This window comes from Candidatus Hydrogenedens sp., assembly GCA_035361075.1.
Taxonomy (GTDB): Bacteria; Hydrogenedentota; Hydrogenedentia; order Hydrogenedentales; family Hydrogenedentaceae; genus Hydrogenedens.
On record DAOSBX010000001.1, the window covers coordinates 75402 to 95370 of the forward strand.

General features: G+C 35.5%; 16 protein-coding genes. 7 read left to right on the top strand and 9 right to left on the bottom strand.

Annotated elements, in window-relative coordinates; genetic code table 11:
• Nucleotides 1–222 precede the first annotated feature (222 nt).
• The 3 genes from PLJ10_00290 (at nt 223) to PLJ10_00300 (ending at nt 8573) form a co-directional block, all read left to right on the top strand.
• The gene (locus PLJ10_00290; GenBank protein HOK08079.1) at nt 223–2463 is read left to right on the top strand and encodes a hypothetical protein; all 2241 of its coding nucleotides are present in this window, start codon (nt 223–225) and stop codon (nt 2461–2463) included.
• Nucleotides 2464–2592: 129 nt separating this feature from the next.
• Nucleotides 2593–7023: an immunoglobulin domain-containing protein gene (locus PLJ10_00295; protein HOK08080.1), complete on the top strand. Its 4431-nt coding sequence runs from the start codon at nt 2593–2595 to the stop codon at nt 7021–7023.
• A 116-nt stretch (nt 7024–7139) separates the two neighbouring features.
• Entirely contained in the window at nt 7140–8573 is a 1434-nt protein-coding gene (locus tag PLJ10_00300) for a DUF3748 domain-containing protein (protein HOK08081.1), read from the top strand.
• 55 nt (nt 8574–8628) lie between these two features.
• Here the strand turns inward: PLJ10_00300 and PLJ10_00305 are convergent, their stop codons facing one another.
• Nucleotides 8629–9450: a tRNA threonylcarbamoyladenosine dehydratase gene (locus PLJ10_00305; protein HOK08082.1), complete on the bottom strand. Its 822-nt coding sequence runs from the start codon at nt 9448–9450 to the stop codon at nt 8629–8631.
• A gap of 31 nt (nt 9451–9481) precedes the next feature.
• Between PLJ10_00305 and PLJ10_00310 the strand changes: the two genes are divergently transcribed.
• Complete coding sequence (locus tag PLJ10_00310) at nt 9482–10096, top strand: superoxide dismutase (GenBank protein ID HOK08083.1); 615 nt, start codon at nt 9482–9484, stop codon at nt 10094–10096.
• A 43-nt stretch (nt 10097–10139) separates the two neighbouring features.
• Here PLJ10_00310 and PLJ10_00315 read toward each other — a convergent pair whose 3' ends face one another.
• The 7 genes from PLJ10_00315 to lspA all read right to left on the bottom strand — a co-directional run bounded on the left by PLJ10_00315 (nt 10140) and on the right by lspA (nt 15543).
• Nucleotides 10140–11012 carry an alpha/beta fold hydrolase gene (locus PLJ10_00315; GenBank protein HOK08084.1) on the bottom strand — a complete coding sequence of 291 codons (873 nt, stop codon included), beginning with the start codon at nt 11010–11012 and terminating at the stop codon, nt 10140–10142.
• A 15-nt stretch (nt 11013–11027) separates the two neighbouring features.
• Nucleotides 11028–11672 (bottom strand): TetR/AcrR family transcriptional regulator, encoded by a 645-nt coding sequence (locus tag PLJ10_00320; GenBank protein ID HOK08085.1) that lies wholly within the window; start codon nt 11670–11672, stop codon nt 11028–11030.
• A gap of 114 nt (nt 11673–11786) precedes the next feature.
• Nucleotides 11787–12386 carry a pyridoxamine 5'-phosphate oxidase gene (gene pdxH / locus PLJ10_00325; GenBank protein ID HOK08086.1) on the bottom strand — a complete coding sequence of 200 codons (600 nt, stop codon included), beginning with the start codon at nt 12384–12386 and terminating at the stop codon, nt 11787–11789.
• Between the two features lie 17 nt (nt 12387–12403).
• Nucleotides 12404–13234: a sugar phosphate isomerase/epimerase family protein gene (locus PLJ10_00330; protein ID HOK08087.1), complete on the bottom strand. Its 831-nt coding sequence runs from the start codon at nt 13232–13234 to the stop codon at nt 12404–12406.
• The gene (locus PLJ10_00335) at nt 13218–14648 is read right to left on the bottom strand and encodes a diguanylate cyclase (GenBank protein ID HOK08088.1); all 1431 of its coding nucleotides are present in this window, start codon (nt 14646–14648) and stop codon (nt 13218–13220) included. Before PLJ10_00335 ends, PLJ10_00330 begins: the two co-directional genes overlap by 17 nt.
• Nucleotides 14649–14678: 30 nt before the next feature.
• On the bottom strand, nt 14679–14939 hold the full coding sequence (locus tag PLJ10_00340) for a hypothetical protein (protein ID HOK08089.1): 261 nt from the start codon (nt 14937–14939) through the stop codon (nt 14679–14681).
• A 67-nt stretch (nt 14940–15006) separates the two neighbouring features.
• On the bottom strand, nt 15007–15543 hold the full coding sequence (lspA, locus tag PLJ10_00345) for a signal peptidase II (GenBank protein HOK08090.1): 537 nt from the start codon (nt 15541–15543) through the stop codon (nt 15007–15009).
• 173 nt (nt 15544–15716) lie between these two features.
• On the opposite strand from lspA, the gene PLJ10_00350 reads away from it, so the two are divergent.
• Together PLJ10_00350 and PLJ10_00355 are read left to right on the top strand one after the other, a co-directional pair.
• Nucleotides 15717–16250: a ferritin gene (locus tag PLJ10_00350; protein ID HOK08091.1), complete on the top strand. Its 534-nt coding sequence runs from the start codon at nt 15717–15719 to the stop codon at nt 16248–16250.
• A gap of 115 nt (nt 16251–16365) precedes the next feature.
• Nucleotides 16366–16962 carry a peroxiredoxin gene (locus tag PLJ10_00355; protein ID HOK08092.1) on the top strand — a complete coding sequence of 199 codons (597 nt, stop codon included), beginning with the start codon at nt 16366–16368 and terminating at the stop codon, nt 16960–16962.
• 67 nt (nt 16963–17029) lie between these two features.
• Here PLJ10_00355 and PLJ10_00360 read toward each other — a convergent pair whose 3' ends face one another.
• Entirely contained in the window at nt 17030–17377 is a 348-nt protein-coding gene (locus tag PLJ10_00360; protein ID HOK08093.1) for a helix-turn-helix domain-containing protein, read from the bottom strand.
• 247 nt (nt 17378–17624) lie between these two features.
• Between PLJ10_00360 and PLJ10_00365 the strand changes: the two genes are divergently transcribed.
• Entirely contained in the window at nt 17625–19952 is a 2328-nt protein-coding gene (locus PLJ10_00365; GenBank protein HOK08094.1) for a hypothetical protein, read from the top strand.
• The last annotated feature ends 17 nt before the right edge of the window (nt 19953–19969 follow it).

The window sequence follows — 19969 nt, forward strand, 5'->3', positions numbered from 1 at the left end:
TATTATCTCCCTTCTTAAAATTTCAAGTTTTATAAAAATTTTATCTCTAAATCATATTATATAATAAAATGATAATAAATAAAACAAAAAAAAATAAAAAAAATAGCAAATAAAATTTGTTTTATTTATCGAATTTAATTATACTATATTTGTTATTACATAAAAATAATTTTTTATGTATAATTTATGTATAATATATTTACAAATAAAGAGGTAGTTTCAATGAATAAAAAGTTAAGGGTTTATAATATAAAAATGGATAGAAGGATAATCTTATTTTCATGTTTAGTTATTGTGTTATCTTCTTTGTCATGGTCACAATCAGCGTTAGATTTACTTTATAATGCTGAAGAAGGTTTGGGACACCAGAACCGTCCATTGAATCTTGCTAATAGGGTAGGAACTATTATTATTGACACGGACTCAATGACTATTTATGGTGATATAACGCCGACGAGGTATGGGGAAGACGTTTTTGGTGTGTGTGTGTTTCGTTTTAGTTATGTAAATTTGGGTCCCGGTGTTAATGTGGTTATTCAAGGTAAAAGGCCATTGGCTATTCTTTCCGCTGGGGATATGGTTATTAGTACCAATCTTACAGTAGCACCAGGCACATTAGGTGGTGCTTTTGGTGGTGAAGGAGGTAAAGGTGGTGGTGGAGGTAAAGCAGGTAGTGGTATGGGTGCAGAAGGTGGCTTTGGTGGTAATGCTGGTGCAGGGGGAATAGGTTATGATGAACTGAGTAATGGACATGCTGGCGCTGTTGGGATTAGAGGAAGTGATTCCGTTCCGGGAACATGGGAAGGTGAATTTATGCCATCAGGTTTTGTGGGTGAAAATGGTAAAGTAGGAAAAAATGGACAATGTTTGATTCCTCCGAATTCGTTATTAATAGCAGGTGGTAGTGGTGGTGGAGGAGGGGGTGGCGGTGGTGGAACAGGAGGTTCCGGTGATGGCGGAGGTGGAGGAGGTGGAGGTTCTGGAGGAGGAGGTGGTGGAGCGTTTACACTTATTTTGCCTACTGAAGAAAAGTCTGGTGAAGGAGGAGGGATTGGTTCTACAATAGGAGGTGCAGGTGGAGATGGAGGTAAAGGTGGAAATGGCGGAACAGGAGCTTTAGGTGGGGATGGAGGAGATAATTATCCATTGGGCTCAAAAGAAATTGTGTCCATGTTTATTAAAGATTACGGAGAAAATGGTGGAGACGGCGGTAAAGGAGGAACAGGCGGTGGGGCTTTAATTTTAGGGGCAAGAGGAATGTTAACAATTGCAAATAATATTTTTATTGATGTGTCTGCTGCGCCACCTCAAAATGGCACTGCTGGAACTGGAGGAGGTGCCGGTGGTAGAGGAGGGTATGGAACCCCCGGTATGGTGAAACTTCAAGGTTCTGTTCTCAACCTTCCAACAGGAACACAACGGGTTACAGTAAAAGCAAACTATTCTGGGGATTTATTTGCAGAATCAAATGGCAGAGTTACTTTGATAACGAACATGTCTCAATACTTACTTAGTTTCAGATTGCCTAAATTTACGAATCAAGGCACATTGGTAGGCTTGACCACCAATAATTCAGTATTGAGAGATTTTAATATTTTTAATCCAGAGGAAGATACACCATTAATTCCCGAACTAATTTCTGGTCTTGATGTTGAAGGTTATTTAACAAATAATGTTTTATACGAAGATTTAATAGAATCTGCTGTTCCTGAATTAGAAGTTAGGGGTGTAGAATTAATAAGGATAACGGGTAGTAATTCATATTTTGAGGGTTTTGACCATATCATATTAGTAAATAAAGGAGAAATGAATTTATCAAGAGTTTATATAAAAGTGGGCAATGATAATCCAGTACCTATAGGCTTTGGAACGGGTGATCTTGATGTTAATGAAAGATGGACAACATTAATTACAACAGCAGACCCATTAACTCCTGTTGATGTATATGTTCTTGATGCAATTCCAGGTGAAGGAGAGGGTATCGAAGAGGGCATTGTAGAAGGTATTATAGAAGGTGAAGGGCAAACCGAAGGTTCAATAGAAGGAATAAATGAAGGAGAAGGGATAATTGAGGGAATTGTTGAAGGCACAGTTGAAGGAGAGGGAATAACCGAAGGAACAGTTGAAGGTGGAGTAGAAGGGGAAGGAATAACAGAAGGTGAACCTTGTACATATCATTCCGCAGATCTAAATAAAGACTGGACTATTGTTCTTACTGAATTACTTCGTGTAATACAGCTTTTTAATTCTAATGCATACCATTGTGATGCGGAGACAGAAGATGGATATGCTACTGGTTCAGGTTCGCATGATTGTTCTCCACATGATAGCGATTACAGCCCTGTATCGTGGAAAATAGAGTTAAATGAATTACTTCGACTAATTCAATTTTTTAATTCGACGGGTAGTAAGTATCATTGTGATTCAAATGGTGAAGATGGATATGCTCCCGGAGGAGATTAGGTGAAAATTTTATTAGGAAAAATAACAATAGAAGTTTATTGATTTTATGGAAATAAAATTATATAATATAAATATGATTAGGATTTATAATATAATTAAATTTACTTTAATGTAAAGGAGGAAGGATAAATGAAAAAATATTATTTGAACAATTTTATTTTATTGTTGGCTGTCATGTATTCATTGTTGTTTGCAATGAATAGTGAAGCTCAAACATCCAGCGCGTATTATGTTGGTGACCCAAACGGACCTGATTTAATAGCACCAAGTGGCGGTGTAATAACATTCAATACAGATGGTCTGTTTATGGAGGGACAGAATGGAGTTACTCCTACTTTACATTACGCCACAAATGCTGGAGGGGTGGCTGTATTTAATTTTAAGAATGTAAATATATCTGCTGGGGTAACAATTAATGTCATAGGAACAAGGCCTCTTGCAATTGCCGCCTATAGAGATATGACTGTAGCATCATCTTTTAATGTAAATGGTTCTTTGGCTGGACGTTCCGGAGGAGGAGTTGGTGGCTCTGGTGGTGCTGGAGGAGCAGGTAGGCCTGGTGGTTCATCCGCTGGTCAAGGTGGTGCTGGTGGGCCATCAAGACCTGGAGGACCCGGTACTGATAGTTTTTGGCAACAAGGACAACCAGGACAAGGTGGTGTTGTTGGTGTAAATGGTTCGCAAGGTGCTAATGGTTTTGCTGGGCAAAATGGTTCAGCAGGTTCACCAGGTACATACGGTTTTGGTTCACAAGGCGGTCCTGCTGGTGGTAGCCTTGGTCAGGGTGGAACCATAGGTGGTTCTGGCGGGGGATATGGTATGGGTTCTACCGCTGTAGGTAGTGCTGGGAGTGGTGGTGGAACGGGTTTCCCTCATGGTGGTAATGGTGGTAATGGGACAGATGCTAACCAGTCCTTACCCGGAACAAACGGAGCAAGTGGTCAGCAGGGAGAAAATGGAAAAAATGGTGGAGATGGTTACAGTGGGATGTTTAATGTGCCTGTAAATACATTGGATCTGTTTGGTGGTGCTGGTGGTGCTGGCGGTGGTGGTGGCGGCGGTGGTCAAGGTGGTGGTCAAGGTGGTGGTGGCGGTGGTGGTGCTAGTGGTGGTAGTGGTGGTGGTGGTGGTGCCGGTGAATATCTTGCAGACCGTGCAAATGGAGGTGATGGAGGTGCGAGTGGAAAAGGAGGAGATGGTGGTGTAGGTGGAATCGGTGGAGTTGGTGGTTCTGGAGGTAGTGGTGGAAACGGTGGTAATGGTGGAGGTGCTATTATCCTATCTGCAAGAGGTTTGTTACGTGTTCCTTCCTTAATGACAGTAGATGTGTCTTGTACTCCTCCTACAACGGGTTCTCCAGGGACTATTGCCCCTTCGTTAGGCCAACCGAATGGACCACAAGTGGGTTACCCGTCTACAGGTCGTGGGTTTGGTGTAGCAGGCGAACCTGGACAGGTTATAGATTTGTTACTATTTACAATTGAGGGTGGAGATGGTGGTAAGGGTGGTAATGGCAATTTAGGTGGTTCCGGAGGTAATGGTACAGTAGGAGGTAATGGTGGTTCAGGTGGTAATGGCGGATATGCAACTCCAGGAATGGTTAAACTCCATGGTTCTATCGTTATAGCAAATAATTTAGTGGTAACTGCGGGTGGGGCGAGAGATAGTGACCCGAATAATAATGGAAAACTCACTGTTATTTCAAATATGAATGATGATTTGTTGAATCAATATCAACCAAATACAACGTTGTCTACACCGACACTTGTACGTGGTTCAACCACAAATCCAGGAATTTATGGTATTTCAACATTTACAGATGAAAATCGTTTTCCAAATCATTATTATAAGCATCCTTTTATCCCACAATTATTAGGTGGTCCTAATATTGAAGGTACTTTACAATCACCTTACTGGAATGAGAGTTATGTAAGCGTATTGGCGCCAATAGCAGTAATTCCACAGGGTGCTGCACCGGGAACTCCCAGGGTTGTTATGAAACGTTTGAATTATGGTGGTGGTAATAATTGGAGTCCATTTAAGGAATTTGACCAGATTTTTGTGATTAATGAGTCAGACCAGACATTTTCAGGACTCTTTTTAAAAGTGGATAATGAAACATTTACACCGCCTGCGACGCCGAAGAAGATTAATAATGGTACAGGCGAATTACAACCCTACCAAATATGGACAACTACAGTACCATATAATTCGGTAGTAGCATTGTTACAATTAGCACAAATATTACAACAACCTACGGATTTAGCAGTTTGGCCTGGTGGATATGCAAAATTTTCTGTCGTAGTGCAGAGTTCGACAGCTGTTGAATATCAATGGTTCCGTAACACAGATGGAACATTTAGAGAAATTATTGGGGCAACAAATAACTTCTACGAAATTTTGTCAGTTCCTGAAGCCTTGCAAGGTTGGTATAGAGTGAGAATTAGAAATTCAGCAGGTGATGTGTTCTCAAGGGATGCCTTCTTGAATGTGTTAGAAGCGCCAATAATTACTCAGCATCCACAGGATGTGAATGAATATCCTAATATGCTTGTGTCGTTTAATGTAGAAACGTTAAAACCCACTGACCCACCTCCTGCCCCAGGGATTGACCCAACAATAGATTATACAATTGTTAGTAGAGGTTATCAGTGGCAGTATGCACCTCAGATTGAACCACCAGAGTTACCTCCTGAGACAATACCACCAGATAGTGCATTTGTGGATTTGCCAGGCTCGGAAGCGAGAGAAAAGACTTTGGTAATACCATCTGTTAGTGAAGCAAATCAAGGTTGGTATCGAGTTAAGGTGATGAATGATACTGGTGAAGCTATCTCTAATCCTGCCAAATTGAATGTATATGACGGGGTTAAGATTTTAAGCCATCCATCAAGTATATCTGCGCCACCGCACGCAAATGTTACTTTCCAGTGCAGGGTAACTGGTGCATTACCTATCTGGTGGCAATGGCAGAAGGCAACGAGTGAAAGTGGTCCGTGGTCGAATGTCCCTGGCTTAAGTGGTTCATATCCTATTGGTACATCTCCGAGTGGTGATCCACCTGGATTTACAATAACTGGTAATATTCTGGATGTTACAGAGAATGCTTACTATCGTTGTAAAGTGTTTAATGGTGGTTCACCATTGGGTGTAGTTACCAATCCTGCATATCTCGAGATTCGTGACCCTGCTATTATGATACAGCCTACATCTAAGACAGTAAATCCAGGTCAGGCAGTACAGTTTATAGTTTCTGCAGGGGGTTCAGGTATTTTGACCTATACATGGTATTTCTTCCCTGCGGACATGGATGGTGAAACATTACCACCTACTCCTGAGGTATGCAATGAACCTGTCCCATGTGTTGAAAATATAGTAAGACAGGGTCAAGGACCTGCATATGCTTTCTATAACATATATGGACCTCCGATAGGTCAAGGTGCACAAGAAGAGAATGAAGGCTATTACTATGTCCGTGTAGATAATTCTATGGGTTTTGTCAATTCAGCAGTTGTGTATCTAAGAGTAAATGACAAACCTACTATTATAGTGCACCCATCTAATGCTCAGGTAGATGAAGGTGGTGCCATAACTCTATCTGCCACGGCTTATAGTACTACTAATGTAACATATCAATGGCGTAAAGGTGGTTTTAATTTGGTTAGCGATGGTGTACATATCTTCGGTGCCACAATGAACGCTTTGTCGGGTACCTCAACAAGTACACTACAGATTTTAGGTGCGCAAGTTGATGACGAGGGTTATTATGATGTTGTAATTACTAATACCGCTGGCTATGTAATTTCAAATCAAGCATACTTGATCGTCGGTGACCCACTTGAAATTATAGAGGTTACGAATCCAGGTACGGTATATGTGAATACCGCTGAAGTAAGGTTGAGTGTAACTACACAAGGTGGAAAAGGTACTCGTACGTATCAATGGTATAAGAATGGAACTGCGCCAGAAAATGCACTTGGTTCACCTATTCAGAGTAATGCTGACCCATACACGGCTTATTGGGTCCTATATGATGTTACGCTTGCTGACCAGGGTGTGTATTATTGCAGTATAACTGATGCAAGAGGAACATTGTGGACAGAAGCGATGCCTTTAAATGTATACGAACATTTAACTACTCCTGTGATCGCTGGGGATCCCGAAGTAGAAAAGAAGGTAGGAGAATCATATACATTTGAGGTAATTGTGAGTGGTGGTGTTCCGCCATTACATTACTTATGGCAACATGATGATTTGATGAGTAAAACAGTTTATACTGTAGGAACGGATTCACCTATTTTGGAAATGAATGATTTACAGGTTACTGATTCGGGTGATTATTATGTCATTATTACTGACAGTGGTCAGACATGGAACGAAGAAACGCAGCAATACGAGCCTGAGTCGAAAGTATCTAATCACATACGATTGACTGTATCACCAGAGATACCAGCAGGCAATGTGTTTGGATATGTGCTACTGGTAGGTGTAATAGCCTTAACAGGTGGTTATATTTTAAGAAAATACCAACACAAGAGGATAGTACAGAGAAATATGTAATATCTCTGTAAAATAATGTGGAGATTATGATAATAGTGTCGGACTTAAAAGGTCCGACACTATTTGTTATTAAAGTGTAATTATAATAAAAAGGTATTTTTTTTGGAGTTTCTATTATGTTTAGAGGAATAAAATGTGTAGTATTTATATTATTTCTCGAAATATTATTTTTGGCAATTGTATGTGAAAGTGAAGCAGTTAGAGAGAGTTCAGATGCCCAAATTCGACAATTGACTTTTTCGACAAAGAATCACGAATTAGACAATAATGACAACTTTTCTTTTGATGACAAATATTTGTGTTACGATACTCGTGGTACAATAGGTCCAGGCATTGAAAATTGTATCTCAATTGAGGTTGTTAATATTCAAACAGGTAAGGAATATGTAGTATATTCACCTGAAAAGGTCAGAATTGGTTCTAAACCGGCACCGGGAATTGGTGCAGTGTCTTTCCATCCGAAGGAATATCAATTAGTTTTTATTCACGGACCTGAGGTTACACATTTATATGGGGATATAGAAAATAAAGATATTTATGCAAAAAATAATCGAAGAGGTGCAATTGTGGATTTAGATACTTATTTAATTAAACAGGGAAGAAACGTTATTGAGTGGGTAGATATGCGGGACACTTCATGTGGTAAACCTATTATTAAAGGGGCTCATAGAGGAGGTTCGCATCGTCATGAGTATTCAGCAAACGGCAAAAAATTAGGTTGCACTTATGATGATTATCTTTTACCTCAATATGGACGAACAATTGCATATTTTGAACCTACAGATTTATTAAAGCCGAATGCTGATTATTATTTTGCTTTATTAGTCAATGTTGTTTTGCCAGAAGAAGCAAAAGATGGAGATATTATAAAGGCTTTAGGTGATTCTTGGGTCGATTCAGAAGGGAAAATGAGAGCGTTTATTGGGACAGTGAAAGAAGGGGATGAATATGTTGACTATCTGTGTATAGTAAATATCCCTGACAGTGTTAACATTCAAACCGCTGATTCTGGAACCTGCACAACATATCTGAAATCACCAGAAGGGGTGGTTATTCATAAAATAACTAAGGTTTTTTCTTCTGGAATTGTTCGAGGTTCTCCTGATGGTAAACGAATAGCTTATTTAAATAAAGATAATGAAGGAAAAACGCAAATATTTATCTTAAATGTCCCAAATATGAATGATACAAATGAGATAGAAATGAAGCCTATTCAGGCGAGTTTTTTAAGCGAGGGAGTTGAGGATAATATTCGTTGGCATCCATCTGGAAAAACCATTTTTTCAATTAGTGATGGTAGCATAGTTGCAATATGTGTCGAAGAAGGAGACCATTTTGCAGAGTCAGTTTTTTTAACATCAAAATATTATGTTAATAAGCCTTATGCCATCGTAGTTTCAAGGAAAGGGGATTTAATAGCGTTTAATCGAGTAGTTCCTACTTGTGATGAGTATGGTAACAGACACGTAACTTTTGATGGAAAGGACTTTTCTCAGATTTTTATTATAAACTATAATGATGAGGATAATGACGGATTGCCCGACAGTTAATCATGATTATCGGATTGATAGATAAATGTTTTATGTAATTATAATATGAGTTGACTTACGAATTAATGATTTGATTAATAATATATCCTCCTGCTGTTAGACCAATAATTCCTGGAAGGTATGAAATACTTCCGATATTTTTTTTATTTCCTTTGAACATGTATAAATTACTCTCAGGCGAAATTTCCGATTTAATAGGTGGTTCTTTGGAAAAGACACATGGTATACCCTTTGTAATGTTTCTTTTCCTTAATTCTGTCCTGATTATTTTGGCTAATGGGCATGTATGGGTTTTTGAGATATCTGCAATTGTAATGGCTGATGGGTTTATTTTCCAACCTGCTCCCATACATGAAATTGTTTTGATATTGTTTTTATAAAGCGATTCTAAGAGATGAACCTTACTTTCAATTGTATCGATAGCATCTATGGCATATTGAATATTATTTTTTAGAATTGAAGGGATTGTTTCTTTAGTGATGAATATTGTGAATTTATGCAGATGCACCTCAGGATTGATGGTATATATCCGTTCCTCAGCAACATCGGTTTTATATTTATCTATTGTTTGATATGTTGCAAGAAGTTGTCTGTTAATATTTGATATTTCAACGCGGTCAAAGTCAATAATAGTGATTGTTCCAACTCCTGCACGGACAATGGCTTCTAACGCATAAGAGCCAACTCCACCTAAACCGAAAACAGCAACGTGAGCATTTTTCAGTTTATTTTGTTTTTCTTCACCAATTAACTGAACGTTTTTTTCAAAAATAGATTTGTAAATATTTTTTCGAATTTGACTCATAATTTTAGGAATAAAGAGCAAGACATTTTCGTTTTTTTGTTTGAAAGTTTTTAACAAATAGTAGTTTAACATGAAACTATATCTATATGAAAGGAGATTAGATATGTCATACCAATTACCTTCATTACCTTATTCTTATGATGCGTTAGAGCCACATATTGACACACGTACGATGGAGATTCATCACCAGAAACACCACACCGCTTATATTGATAATGTAAATAAAGCCCTTGAATCATTGCCACAGTTTTCGGGTATAGCGGTGGAGGTATTGTTATCGAAGATTAATGAAGTCCCAGAAGATAAACGACAAATTGTAATTAATCACGGAGGTGGGCACGCTAATCATTCGCTATTCTGGGAAATTATGTCGCCAAAAGGTGGGGGTGAACCTAAAGGGGATTTGTTAAAAGCAATAGAAAGAAATTTTGGTAGCTATGGGTCGTTTAAGGAGTTATTTGAAAATGCAGGGAAAACAAGATTTGGAAGTGGTTGGGCATGGTTGGTTGTGGACCAGAACAAAGAGTTGAAGGTATATAGCACAGCAAACCAAGACTCACCTATTTTACAGGGACATATTCCTATTTTAGGGTTAGATGTATGGGAACATGCATACTATTTGAAGTATCAGAATCGCAGGCCTGAATATATAACGGCGTTTTGGAATGTCGTTTATTGGGATAAAGTTCATGAACTCTGGAAGGAAGCGGAAAAGTAAGGCTACATTATTTAAAAATGGATTAAAGGCACATAAGTGAATCTTATGTGCCTTTCCTATTTATAAATTGATAAATAAAGTCTTTTATTTTTTCTCCCACTATCTCTTTATCATAATCCCAAAAAATGACATGGTCTGAATTTTCAAGCCATAGTATATCTTTATTTTCGGAGGCCATTTTTTCAAAAGCATTTTTTGCACATTCAGGGCTTGCAACACTATCTTTTTTAGAATGAATTAAAAGTACTGGACACGTAATTTGTTCTAAAATAGATTCCTTTTTTGCCCTTTCGGCTATCTTCATGGCGACCAAGCCTGCTTTTGTAGGTATCCAATGATACGAAATAATTTGATTTGCCACTTCTTTTTTTAAGATAGGTTGATTTTCAGGAGGTGTATATACAAATCGAATGAATGGTGAGAGTAATTGTATCCATTTTTCAGGAGGGAAAATTAGACGTGGATTGAAAGTAATTCCATAATAAGGAGCGGCAAGGATAAGTCCGTCAAAAGGAATTTTTACATAAGCAAGGGTCGCTAATGCACCACCCATAGAATGACCGATCACAAGGACAGTTTTATAATGCTTTTTTAAGTTTATGATTTCGTCAACAACAGCGTCTAACAGTAAATCAGCAGATATTTTTTCGAAATCAAGGGGACTTGTTCCGTGTCCTGGCAAGAGAATTACTTTTATGAATATACCTAAATTAGCCAAATTATATGGAAGTTTTTCAAAATCTGTTGGACAGCCAGAGAAACCATGGACCATGAGTAGTGCAATATCTGAATCCTTATCGCCTAACTCGAGTGGTTCGGCTCCTTTTAGGATTTTTGTGGAAGGATTGCGTTCCTGTTGTTCGTCATATTGTTTTATTTTGTTTGATAAAAAGAAGGCGATATCGAATTTAGGCATTGATTCATTTCCTACTTATACATAAACAAAAGGGCTGACTAATGAGAATGGAGGATTGAGCTTATAGCATGCTCCATAGAAAAATAAATCGACCAAGCCCTCAGCAAGTTCTGGTGTGAGTCGAAGTTCAGGACGGTCTGATTTAGCCATAACATGCATATCCATAATCCCAAGGAAGGCTAAAGTCAAGGCTCGAGCGTCTCCACCCGACAATTCTGCTTTATCTAAACCTTCTTTCATTATAGATTCAATTATTTTAAATCTTTGTTTTCCTATTTCACTACCTCGTATGGGTGGAGCAGAACGGATGGGTGCAAAATATACATGTAAAATAAGCCTAACAGACTGCGGGTCTTCTTCTGCCATTTCGAAAGTGGTTCGTATGATACCTTTAAGTTTACCTATAGTATCGGAGTAGTTTTGTTTGATATATAGCATTTTTTCAGTTAGTTGTTTGAATCTTGATTCTACCAGTTTGCGAAATAAGTCCTCTTTATTTTGGAAGTAATAATAAAGCACAGGACGAGTAACACCTGCCTCTTCAATAATTTCTCTAATACTGGTTCCCTCGTACCCTTTTTCAGAGAAAAGGCGAAGAGCACTTTTTAACAAACGTTCTTCAGTGGATTCAATTTGTTCATTTGATTGTTCAATGACCATTTTTTACCCTTTACTTTAATTTAATTAACGTTCGTTATATAGTTAGTCTTAACTATTATACCATTTTTTATAGTATTTTCGAATTTTTTAATAAGTTTTGTATGTGTCTTTTTTTTACGGATATAGAAACTTTTTATTCCATAACGTTTTGTTATTAATGTCTCTTTCAAATAGGACACGTTCATGGAGACGGTAAGGTTTTTTTAGCCAGAATTCGATTTCATTTGGGATAAGTCTATATCCTCCCCAGAATGGGGGACGTGGAACCTTTGAAACGCCGAATTTTGTGAGGTAATAAACAACGTTTTTTTCTAATTCAAAACGGCTATTTAATACTTGAGATTGTTTTGAAGCCCATGCCCCTATTTGAGAAATGCGGTCTCTTGTTTCGAAATACTGGTCGGCAATAAGGTCTTCTACTTTTTGTATATTGCCACGAATTCGGACTTGTTTGTTGATTTTATACCAATAAAAACATAAAGCGGCTTTGGGATTATCATCTAATTGCTGTCCTTTTTTGCTGGAAAAATTTGTATAAAATATAAAACCATTTTCATCCCATTGTTTAACGAGTACCATTCGAACATCTGGGACGCCGTCTTTTGTGGCTGTGGCTAATGCAGAAGAAACCGCATGCTCGTAGTCGAGTTGTTTTTTTGCTTCTTCATACCAATCTCTAAAAATAAGAAACGGATTATCTACATTTGGAATCATAAATGTTTTTGGTATCATTACGTATCAAGAAATTTTTTTAAGTAATTTATACTTTCTGTTGCTATTTTTTCTGGGCCTAAATCAAACTTAAAGACTTCTACTGAGATATATCCTGAGTAATTTATGTCTTTTAATGCTTTTATGATAGGTCCGAAATCAACCTTACCCATGCCTGGTCCTAATAGGTTTTCATCGTTGGCATGGTAATGCTTGAGGTATTTTGCACATTTTCTAATAATAGTTTCACGTGGTTCTTGAAGGAACGTCATTGCTTTTGTGTCTAAAATGAGTTGAAATTTTGGATGGTCGATTGCCTCAATAAGTTCGATAGTTTCTTCGATGGTATGGCAAAAATTTGTTTCCCAATGTGTTAATTGTTCTATACAAAGTGTTACATCTCTTTCTTCACAGATAGGCATGGCTTGGGAGAAAACCTCACATGCATATTCAAATGCTTGATTGTAGGAAATATTACGTTGAACATTTCGTTGTTTTGGAGACCCAAATACAATAATTTTTCCTCCTATATCTGCGCAGAAATGTACCAATTCTTTTAAGTAATGTGCGGTAAAGTTTCTTATTTCTGGGTCAGGATGTGTTAAGTAAACATTTTCAGGACCAACGAAGACCCAATGAATCCCTGCAACTTCTAATCCAATTTGTTCTGATAGTTGTTTTATTTCTTTACGTGTTTCTAACGGTATATCAGTTACATATTGAGATATTGTAAATGGGGCAATTTCAATACCGTCATACCCCAATTCTTTTACATATTTCATTGTTCGTTTAATGTTGTTCCAATCTTTAAATATTTCGTTGCAGATACCGAGTTTAATTTGTTTTGTCATTTGTCTTATTCCCTTTATTGTTTTTATCTGTTATTTTGAAAACGAAAACACGATTTCCGCCAGCACGTTTTGCATTATACATACAATTATCTGCGAAACGGATAAAAGAACGTGTTGAAAAAATTTCTTTGTAAGTTATAACACCGATTGATAATGTAAGTTTGTTGAATTTTTTTGATTCGAAAGAGGTACGAATACGTTCTGCAACATGGATAGCTTGTTCTTCATCTGTTTCGGGTAGAATCACGGTAAATTCATCTCCGCCATAACGGAAGCTGATATCAACATGTTCACGTGTGCAATCTTTTACAATTTTTCCGACAGCTTTTAAGACCTTATCTCCTTCCAAATGGCCGTGACAGTCATTGTATGTTTTGAACTGGTCTATGTCAAACAACAAAAGAGACAATGGATGACGTTGCCTTTTAGCACGTTCAATTTCGGATTCAAGCCTGTCATAGAAGTATCTTTGATTATATAGGTCTGTTAAGCTATCTTTGATGGACATTTCCTTTAGTTCATTTTCTAAATTTTTTTGTGTAGTGATGTCTTTAAATATTGCAAGGATAGAATGAATTTGATTGTTTTCTGTTGTAATTGAGGAGAGGGAAATATTTACTGGAACTTGTGTTTTATTTTTACGTTGTAATTCTGTTTCATAGTTTTGAATGTTTTTTTTGCTTATAAGAATTTGCTTAATATATTGAATTTCTTCTTTTCCCCCTGTAAATATTTTAGAAAGATGTTGTCCTACGAGTTCTTTGGAGGGATAGTCTAATATGTTTGATGCCCCATAATTTGCATAAATAATATTGAAGTTTGGGTCAAGAATGAAGATGCCATCGACCGAGATGTTTAAAAGTTGTTCCAGATACTCCTTGGTTTGTTTTAATTCATTGTTGATTTTATTAAGATTCTCCGTTGCTTCTTTTATTTTATTTTCTAATTCTTTTTTATAATTTTTTTGTTCGATGATAAGAGAGTGATGTTCTAACGCCCTTTCTATAGCAATTTTAGCTTCTTCCGTTTGAAAAGGCTTTAATAGATAGTCATAGGCTCCTAATCGTAATGCTTCAATTGCGTTTTTTGTATCTTGTAACCCTGTCATCATTATGACTTCTATATCTGGATTTGTCTCTTTTACTTTTTTTAAGAACGTGAAGCCATTGGTATCAGGTAGTAAATAATCAACAATAACCAAATCAAACATTTCATTGTCCAGCATAGAGAAAGCTTCATTAGTAGATGATGAACAAACGCACGAATACCCTAATTTTTTTAAGATTTTACAAAAATAGTCCAATACGGATGTATCATCATCAACAACGAGAATTTTCTCTTTTTTTAGAACCTTATTTTTCCCCCGTATACTTACTTTTTTATTTGCATTATACCCTCTTTTTTCTAAATCCATTATTATTGTTATCCGAATGGGAAAAAATGATTATAACCATTTTACTACAGCAACTGCTGCAGCTAATGAGCCAAATGCAAAACCTATTTTCCATTTGCCTGGCAATTTATTTTTATCAAATTGCTTTGTAGCCAATGAACCACTAATACCTTTTTTAGAAGCAAGATCCTTGTCTGCACCTAAAGCGTCTCCTTTTCCCGCGGCAGCATAAGCAGGCTTTATGGATAGGGAAAAGAAAATCAAAACAATTAGAAGAGTTGCTAATATTATTAATGTCTTTTTTGTGAACATGGCATATTCCTTCTACTTAGCATCTTTTTATATTATAACATAAATATTATAATAAAAATTCTAATTTCTAAGTAGATATGTTAGTATTACCCAGAGAGGTAAATTCACCAATTAGTAACAAAATTAACCCAAAAACAATGGCTAAATCGGCAACATTAAAAATGCCTGTTCTTAAACTCCATGAGCCAAATCCTATACCTATATTCATAAAGTCAATAACTCTCCCATCTCTAAATATTCGGTCGATAATATTTCCGACACCGCCAGAAATGATAAGTGAAAAACTTATCATTGTTATGTGAGGAAGGTTTTGTTTATAGAAAATAAGGAATAATAAAATAGCCAATACAACTGTGTTCATAACAGTAAATAGCCAGAACCTCAGTGATTCAGGAAGTTGACTTCCCAGACTAAGGAAAGCGCCAGTATTTTCTGTATAAGTTAAACGGAAAAGGTCATTTGGTGTCCACGAACTTGGAAAGTGAATAGAAGGTTTTCCTTTTAAGTATTTAATGGCAGCTACTTTGGTTACTTGGTCTATGATAAGCATTAAAATTAAAAGGGTTAAAACAAAGGCATGGAATCGAGAAAAGTATAATTTCAATTTAAGTTATCCTTTTTATGTTTAATTTGAATTTTTTGATGGGATATTTTAAAATTTTTTGGACTCCTAACTCTACTTAACGAATACGATAGGAAATAAAGAAGCATATCTTTGTGTTTAAAAATATGTTAATCTATTAATGTAAAATTTAACAATTAAGGAAAGGGAAACATATGATTAAAGAAAAAATGTTAAAAGCATTAAATAAGCAAATTAATGAAGAACTATATTCGGCTTATTTATATGCATCAATGAGGGCATATTTTGAATCGTTAAATTTAAAAGGTTTTGCAAACTGGTTAAAAATTCAGGTTCAAGAAGAGTTGTTCCATGCACGTAAGTTTGAAAATTATATATATGAAAGAGGTGGTAAGGTTGAATTGTATGAAATTAAAGAACCTGACCGTAGTTGGAAAAATCCAGCGGACGCATTTGAAGCGGTATATAAACATGAATGTCATATCACTGAGTGTATTCATCATTTAGCCGAAGTTGCAGAGAAAGAGGGTGACCGTTCTACAAGACTGTTTTTAGATTGGTTTATAAATGAACAAGTAGAAGAAGAAGCAAATGCAGATGATATTCTGCAAAGAATCCGTATGGTGGGTGATGCACCAGGTGGAATTTATTGGATTGATAAAGAATTAGGACAAAGAGTTGTTAATCCTTTAATTATTGCAGATATTACTGGAGCCCCGCAGGCATAGAACTTATTCTGTTATTTATTTTTTTAGGAATAAAATAAATCCTATTTCTGTTTAAAAGTTTGAATTCGGGTCGAGCAAAAAATATAAACAAACAAATTATTAGAAGGAGATTATTATGTGTGTAGTTCAAGTTCAAAAGCCTGCTCCTGATTTTACAGCAACTGCGGTAATGCCAGATGATACATTTAACGAGAAATTCCAGCTATCTGATTATAAGGGAAACTATGTGTTACTTTTCTTTTATCCCTTAGATTTCACTTTTGTGTGTCCTTCGGAAATTTTAGCTTTTGATAAGCGTTTAGATGAGTTTAAATCAAGATCCTGTGAGGTTATTGGTGTGTCTGTTGATTCTCATTTTACACACTGGGCGTGGCGAAACACACCTGTTGAAAAGGGTGGAATTGGGAAAATTCGTTATCCATTGGTGTCAGATTTAACTAAAAAAATCTCAAAAGATTATGGGGTATTAATTAACGATGCAGTTGCTTTACGGGGTTTGTTTATTATGGATAAAGAGTTGATAGTCCGTCATATTTTGATTAATGACTTACCTATTGGACGTAGTGTAGATGAAGCACTTCGTGTTCTTGATGCAATTCAATATCATGAAGAACATGGAGACGTATGCCCAGCAAACTGGAAAAAGGGACAAGAAGCAATGAAACCTAATTTTAAGGGTGTCGCAGATTATTTGTCTAAACATGCAAAGTAGATAATTAAGAGTAGATAAAAATAAAAATCCCCAGCATGATTAGTGCTGGGGATTTTTATTTTATGAATTATTCATCTTCATCATCGATATCAAATAAGGAACCGATATTCATATCATATTTGTTTTTTCTACGTGATGTTTTTTTATTAGGATAAATTTCATCATCTTCTTCAATTGTTTTATGAATATCTTTTTTACTGATAGATTTTGATTTTGACTCTTTTGGAATATAAACGCCAAACTTTTTAGCCATTTTATTCAAATCTTCAATAAGAAATGTTTCAGTTGTTCTCCATGACTTGCCGATTTTAAATCCTCTGAGTTTTCCCGTTCTAAACATTTGTCTAATAGTCAAAGGTTTTAATTTCAAGAACTCAGCGATGTCTTCAACAGTAAGTACTTTTTCTTTTGGCATTGAATATATCCTTTTTGCAATATCATTTAGTTATAAATAGTAATCGATTCCAAAAACAAATAAATGTGTACAAATAAATATAATAGATATAATAATAAAAAGTAAAATATTTGAGGAAATTTATAGAGAAATATTATTGACAAATGTCTCTAATTAAGATGTATAATATTTTATTTGGGTTTATAGAATGGATATATGTATGATAATTATTGAAAGGATACCTAAAATAGAATAAGGAACCCAGGATATGACAGCGGACTTTAATGAGCAGTTTGAAAAAATGAAGAAGTTATTTTCTGATATATTTGAATTGAATGATAAGACATCTAAAACATCTCAAGAATTTTTATTAAAACTTCATACTGCTATAAAACATCAGTACATGAATTTTTCGAAGACAAGGAAAGAGATTAGCGAAAATTGGAAGTCAATTCAAGAAGAGTTTGAGACATGGGGTAAGGCTTTTGAAAATTTATTACTGGAAAAAAGAGAAGTTGATTCAGAGATAGAGAATCTAAGAAATTTACTTGATGAAAAAATTTACGAATTAACAAATAAAGAGAACGAGCTTGAAAATCTTTTATTGGAAAGTAAACAGAAAGAAAAAGAACTTGGTGAGTTAAAAGAAACTGTTGATAAATTAAAGAATGAAATAGACAAATTAAAATTAGGCACGGAAGTAGGTTTAAAAACCGAAGGGGAAATAGAGATAGAATCGAAATATAAGGCGGAAAGAGATGAACTTCAAGAAAAGGTAAAAGAATTAGAGGATAAAATTAATCTAAAGCAGGAAGAATATGATTCGCTTAAAAAGCAGTATGATGAGATTGATATACGATATCAGGAAACAGTTAATGGTTTAACATCTTTAGAAAAAGAATTAGGAAGCCTTCAAAAAGAATTGGCTGAGTTGTCTGAACAGAGGAATAAAGAAATAAGCCAATTGCATCATGAAATTGAGGAAAAGGATAAACAAATACAACAATTAAAAATGTTGATGGAGCAATCTAATCCAGAGGAACAGTTGGCAACTTTGAATACCGAATTGAAGGATAGTAAGGATAGAATTGTTGAGTTAGAAAAAGAATTAGATAAGTCTGTTAATTTAGATAAATATAATCAAATTATGAGAGAGTATGATGCTATAAAGGATTTATATGAAAAGAGTGAAAGACAAAAAATAGAGTTGCAAAATGAGTTAGAATCATTGAAAAATTTAATTGAGGAGAAGGAGAAAGAGAATAAAGAATTGAAAAAGTTAGTTGATGAATTACCAAAAAAAGATGAAGTCGATATTTTAATGCAGAAACTTAAAGAAAAACAAGATGAGATTAATCAGTTAAAAGTAGAGATTGGTGAATTTAAGGATTTGCAAGAGAGATACCAAAAGGTATCAATGGATATTTCTCGATTAGAAAGTGAAAATAGGGAATTAGCAAGTAGTAAACAGGCATTGGAAGAAAAAATAAAATTACTTCCTTCAGATAAAGAATTAGAAAACCTTAAAAATGAGCTTAAAGACAAAGAGAGTAAACTTCAACATCTGGAAAATATCCTGCGAGAAGAAAAAATAATCAGTTCCAATTTGAAAGAAGAAAAAGAAGATTTGGAAAAAAGTCTTTCTTCATTAAGGGAGCAGATGATTTCACTTGAAGAAGAGGTAGTTAAACTGCAAAATGATTTAAACGAAGCACCTTCAAAAGAATATATAGAAGAGTTAAGGAATAATGTTAATAATTTAAATGCGGAGAATGAGCAACTAAAACAGCATTTGAACAAGAAAGATGAGGAAATTGAAAGGATTTTATCAAGTAAGGGAGAATTAGAACAAGAAAAGTTAAGTTTAGAAGAAAAGATAGAAGAACTTAAAAAACAAATTGAAAAATTGCCAAGTATTGAGTCATATACACTACTGGAGAAGACCCTATTAAAGGTTAAGGATGAGAACAAATTATTACAAAAACAAATTAAAGAGTTTTTAAAGATAAAAGAGTTAATACCTCTGTTAGAAGATAGCAATGTAAAGGAAAATATAAAAAATATTTTAGACGAGGTTGAAAGAACGAAAGAAGATGTAGAGATTAAAACTCAGGAGAGAGAAAAGATAATAAATGCCTCGACAACAATTATACGGAGGAAGAAAAAGCCGAATTTGGGTGAAATTCTTCTTACCGCAGGTATTATCGAAAAGGGACAATTAGAAGAAGCTCTTAAAATACAGAAGCAGACCCCAATGAAGCATTTAGGGGACATTTTAACTGAATATGGTTTTGTTTCCGAATATGCAGTAGCACAAGCATTGGCTTGTCAATGCAATGTGCCATTTGAAATGTTAACTGAGGCAAACATATCACAAGAGGCTGTCGAGGCAGTACCTACAAGGATATTGAAACAACATTTGTGCATACCTATTAGAATGACTGAAGATACCATAACGGTTGCTCTTGCTAATCCGATTGACCTTGTTGCAATTGAGGATTTAGAACATTCCTCAGGTAAAAAGGTTGAGGTTGTTGTTTCTACAAAGTCAGATATTAAAGCATTTCTCGATAAGTTAGTGCCTGTCAATTCATAAAGCACATATACATAAAA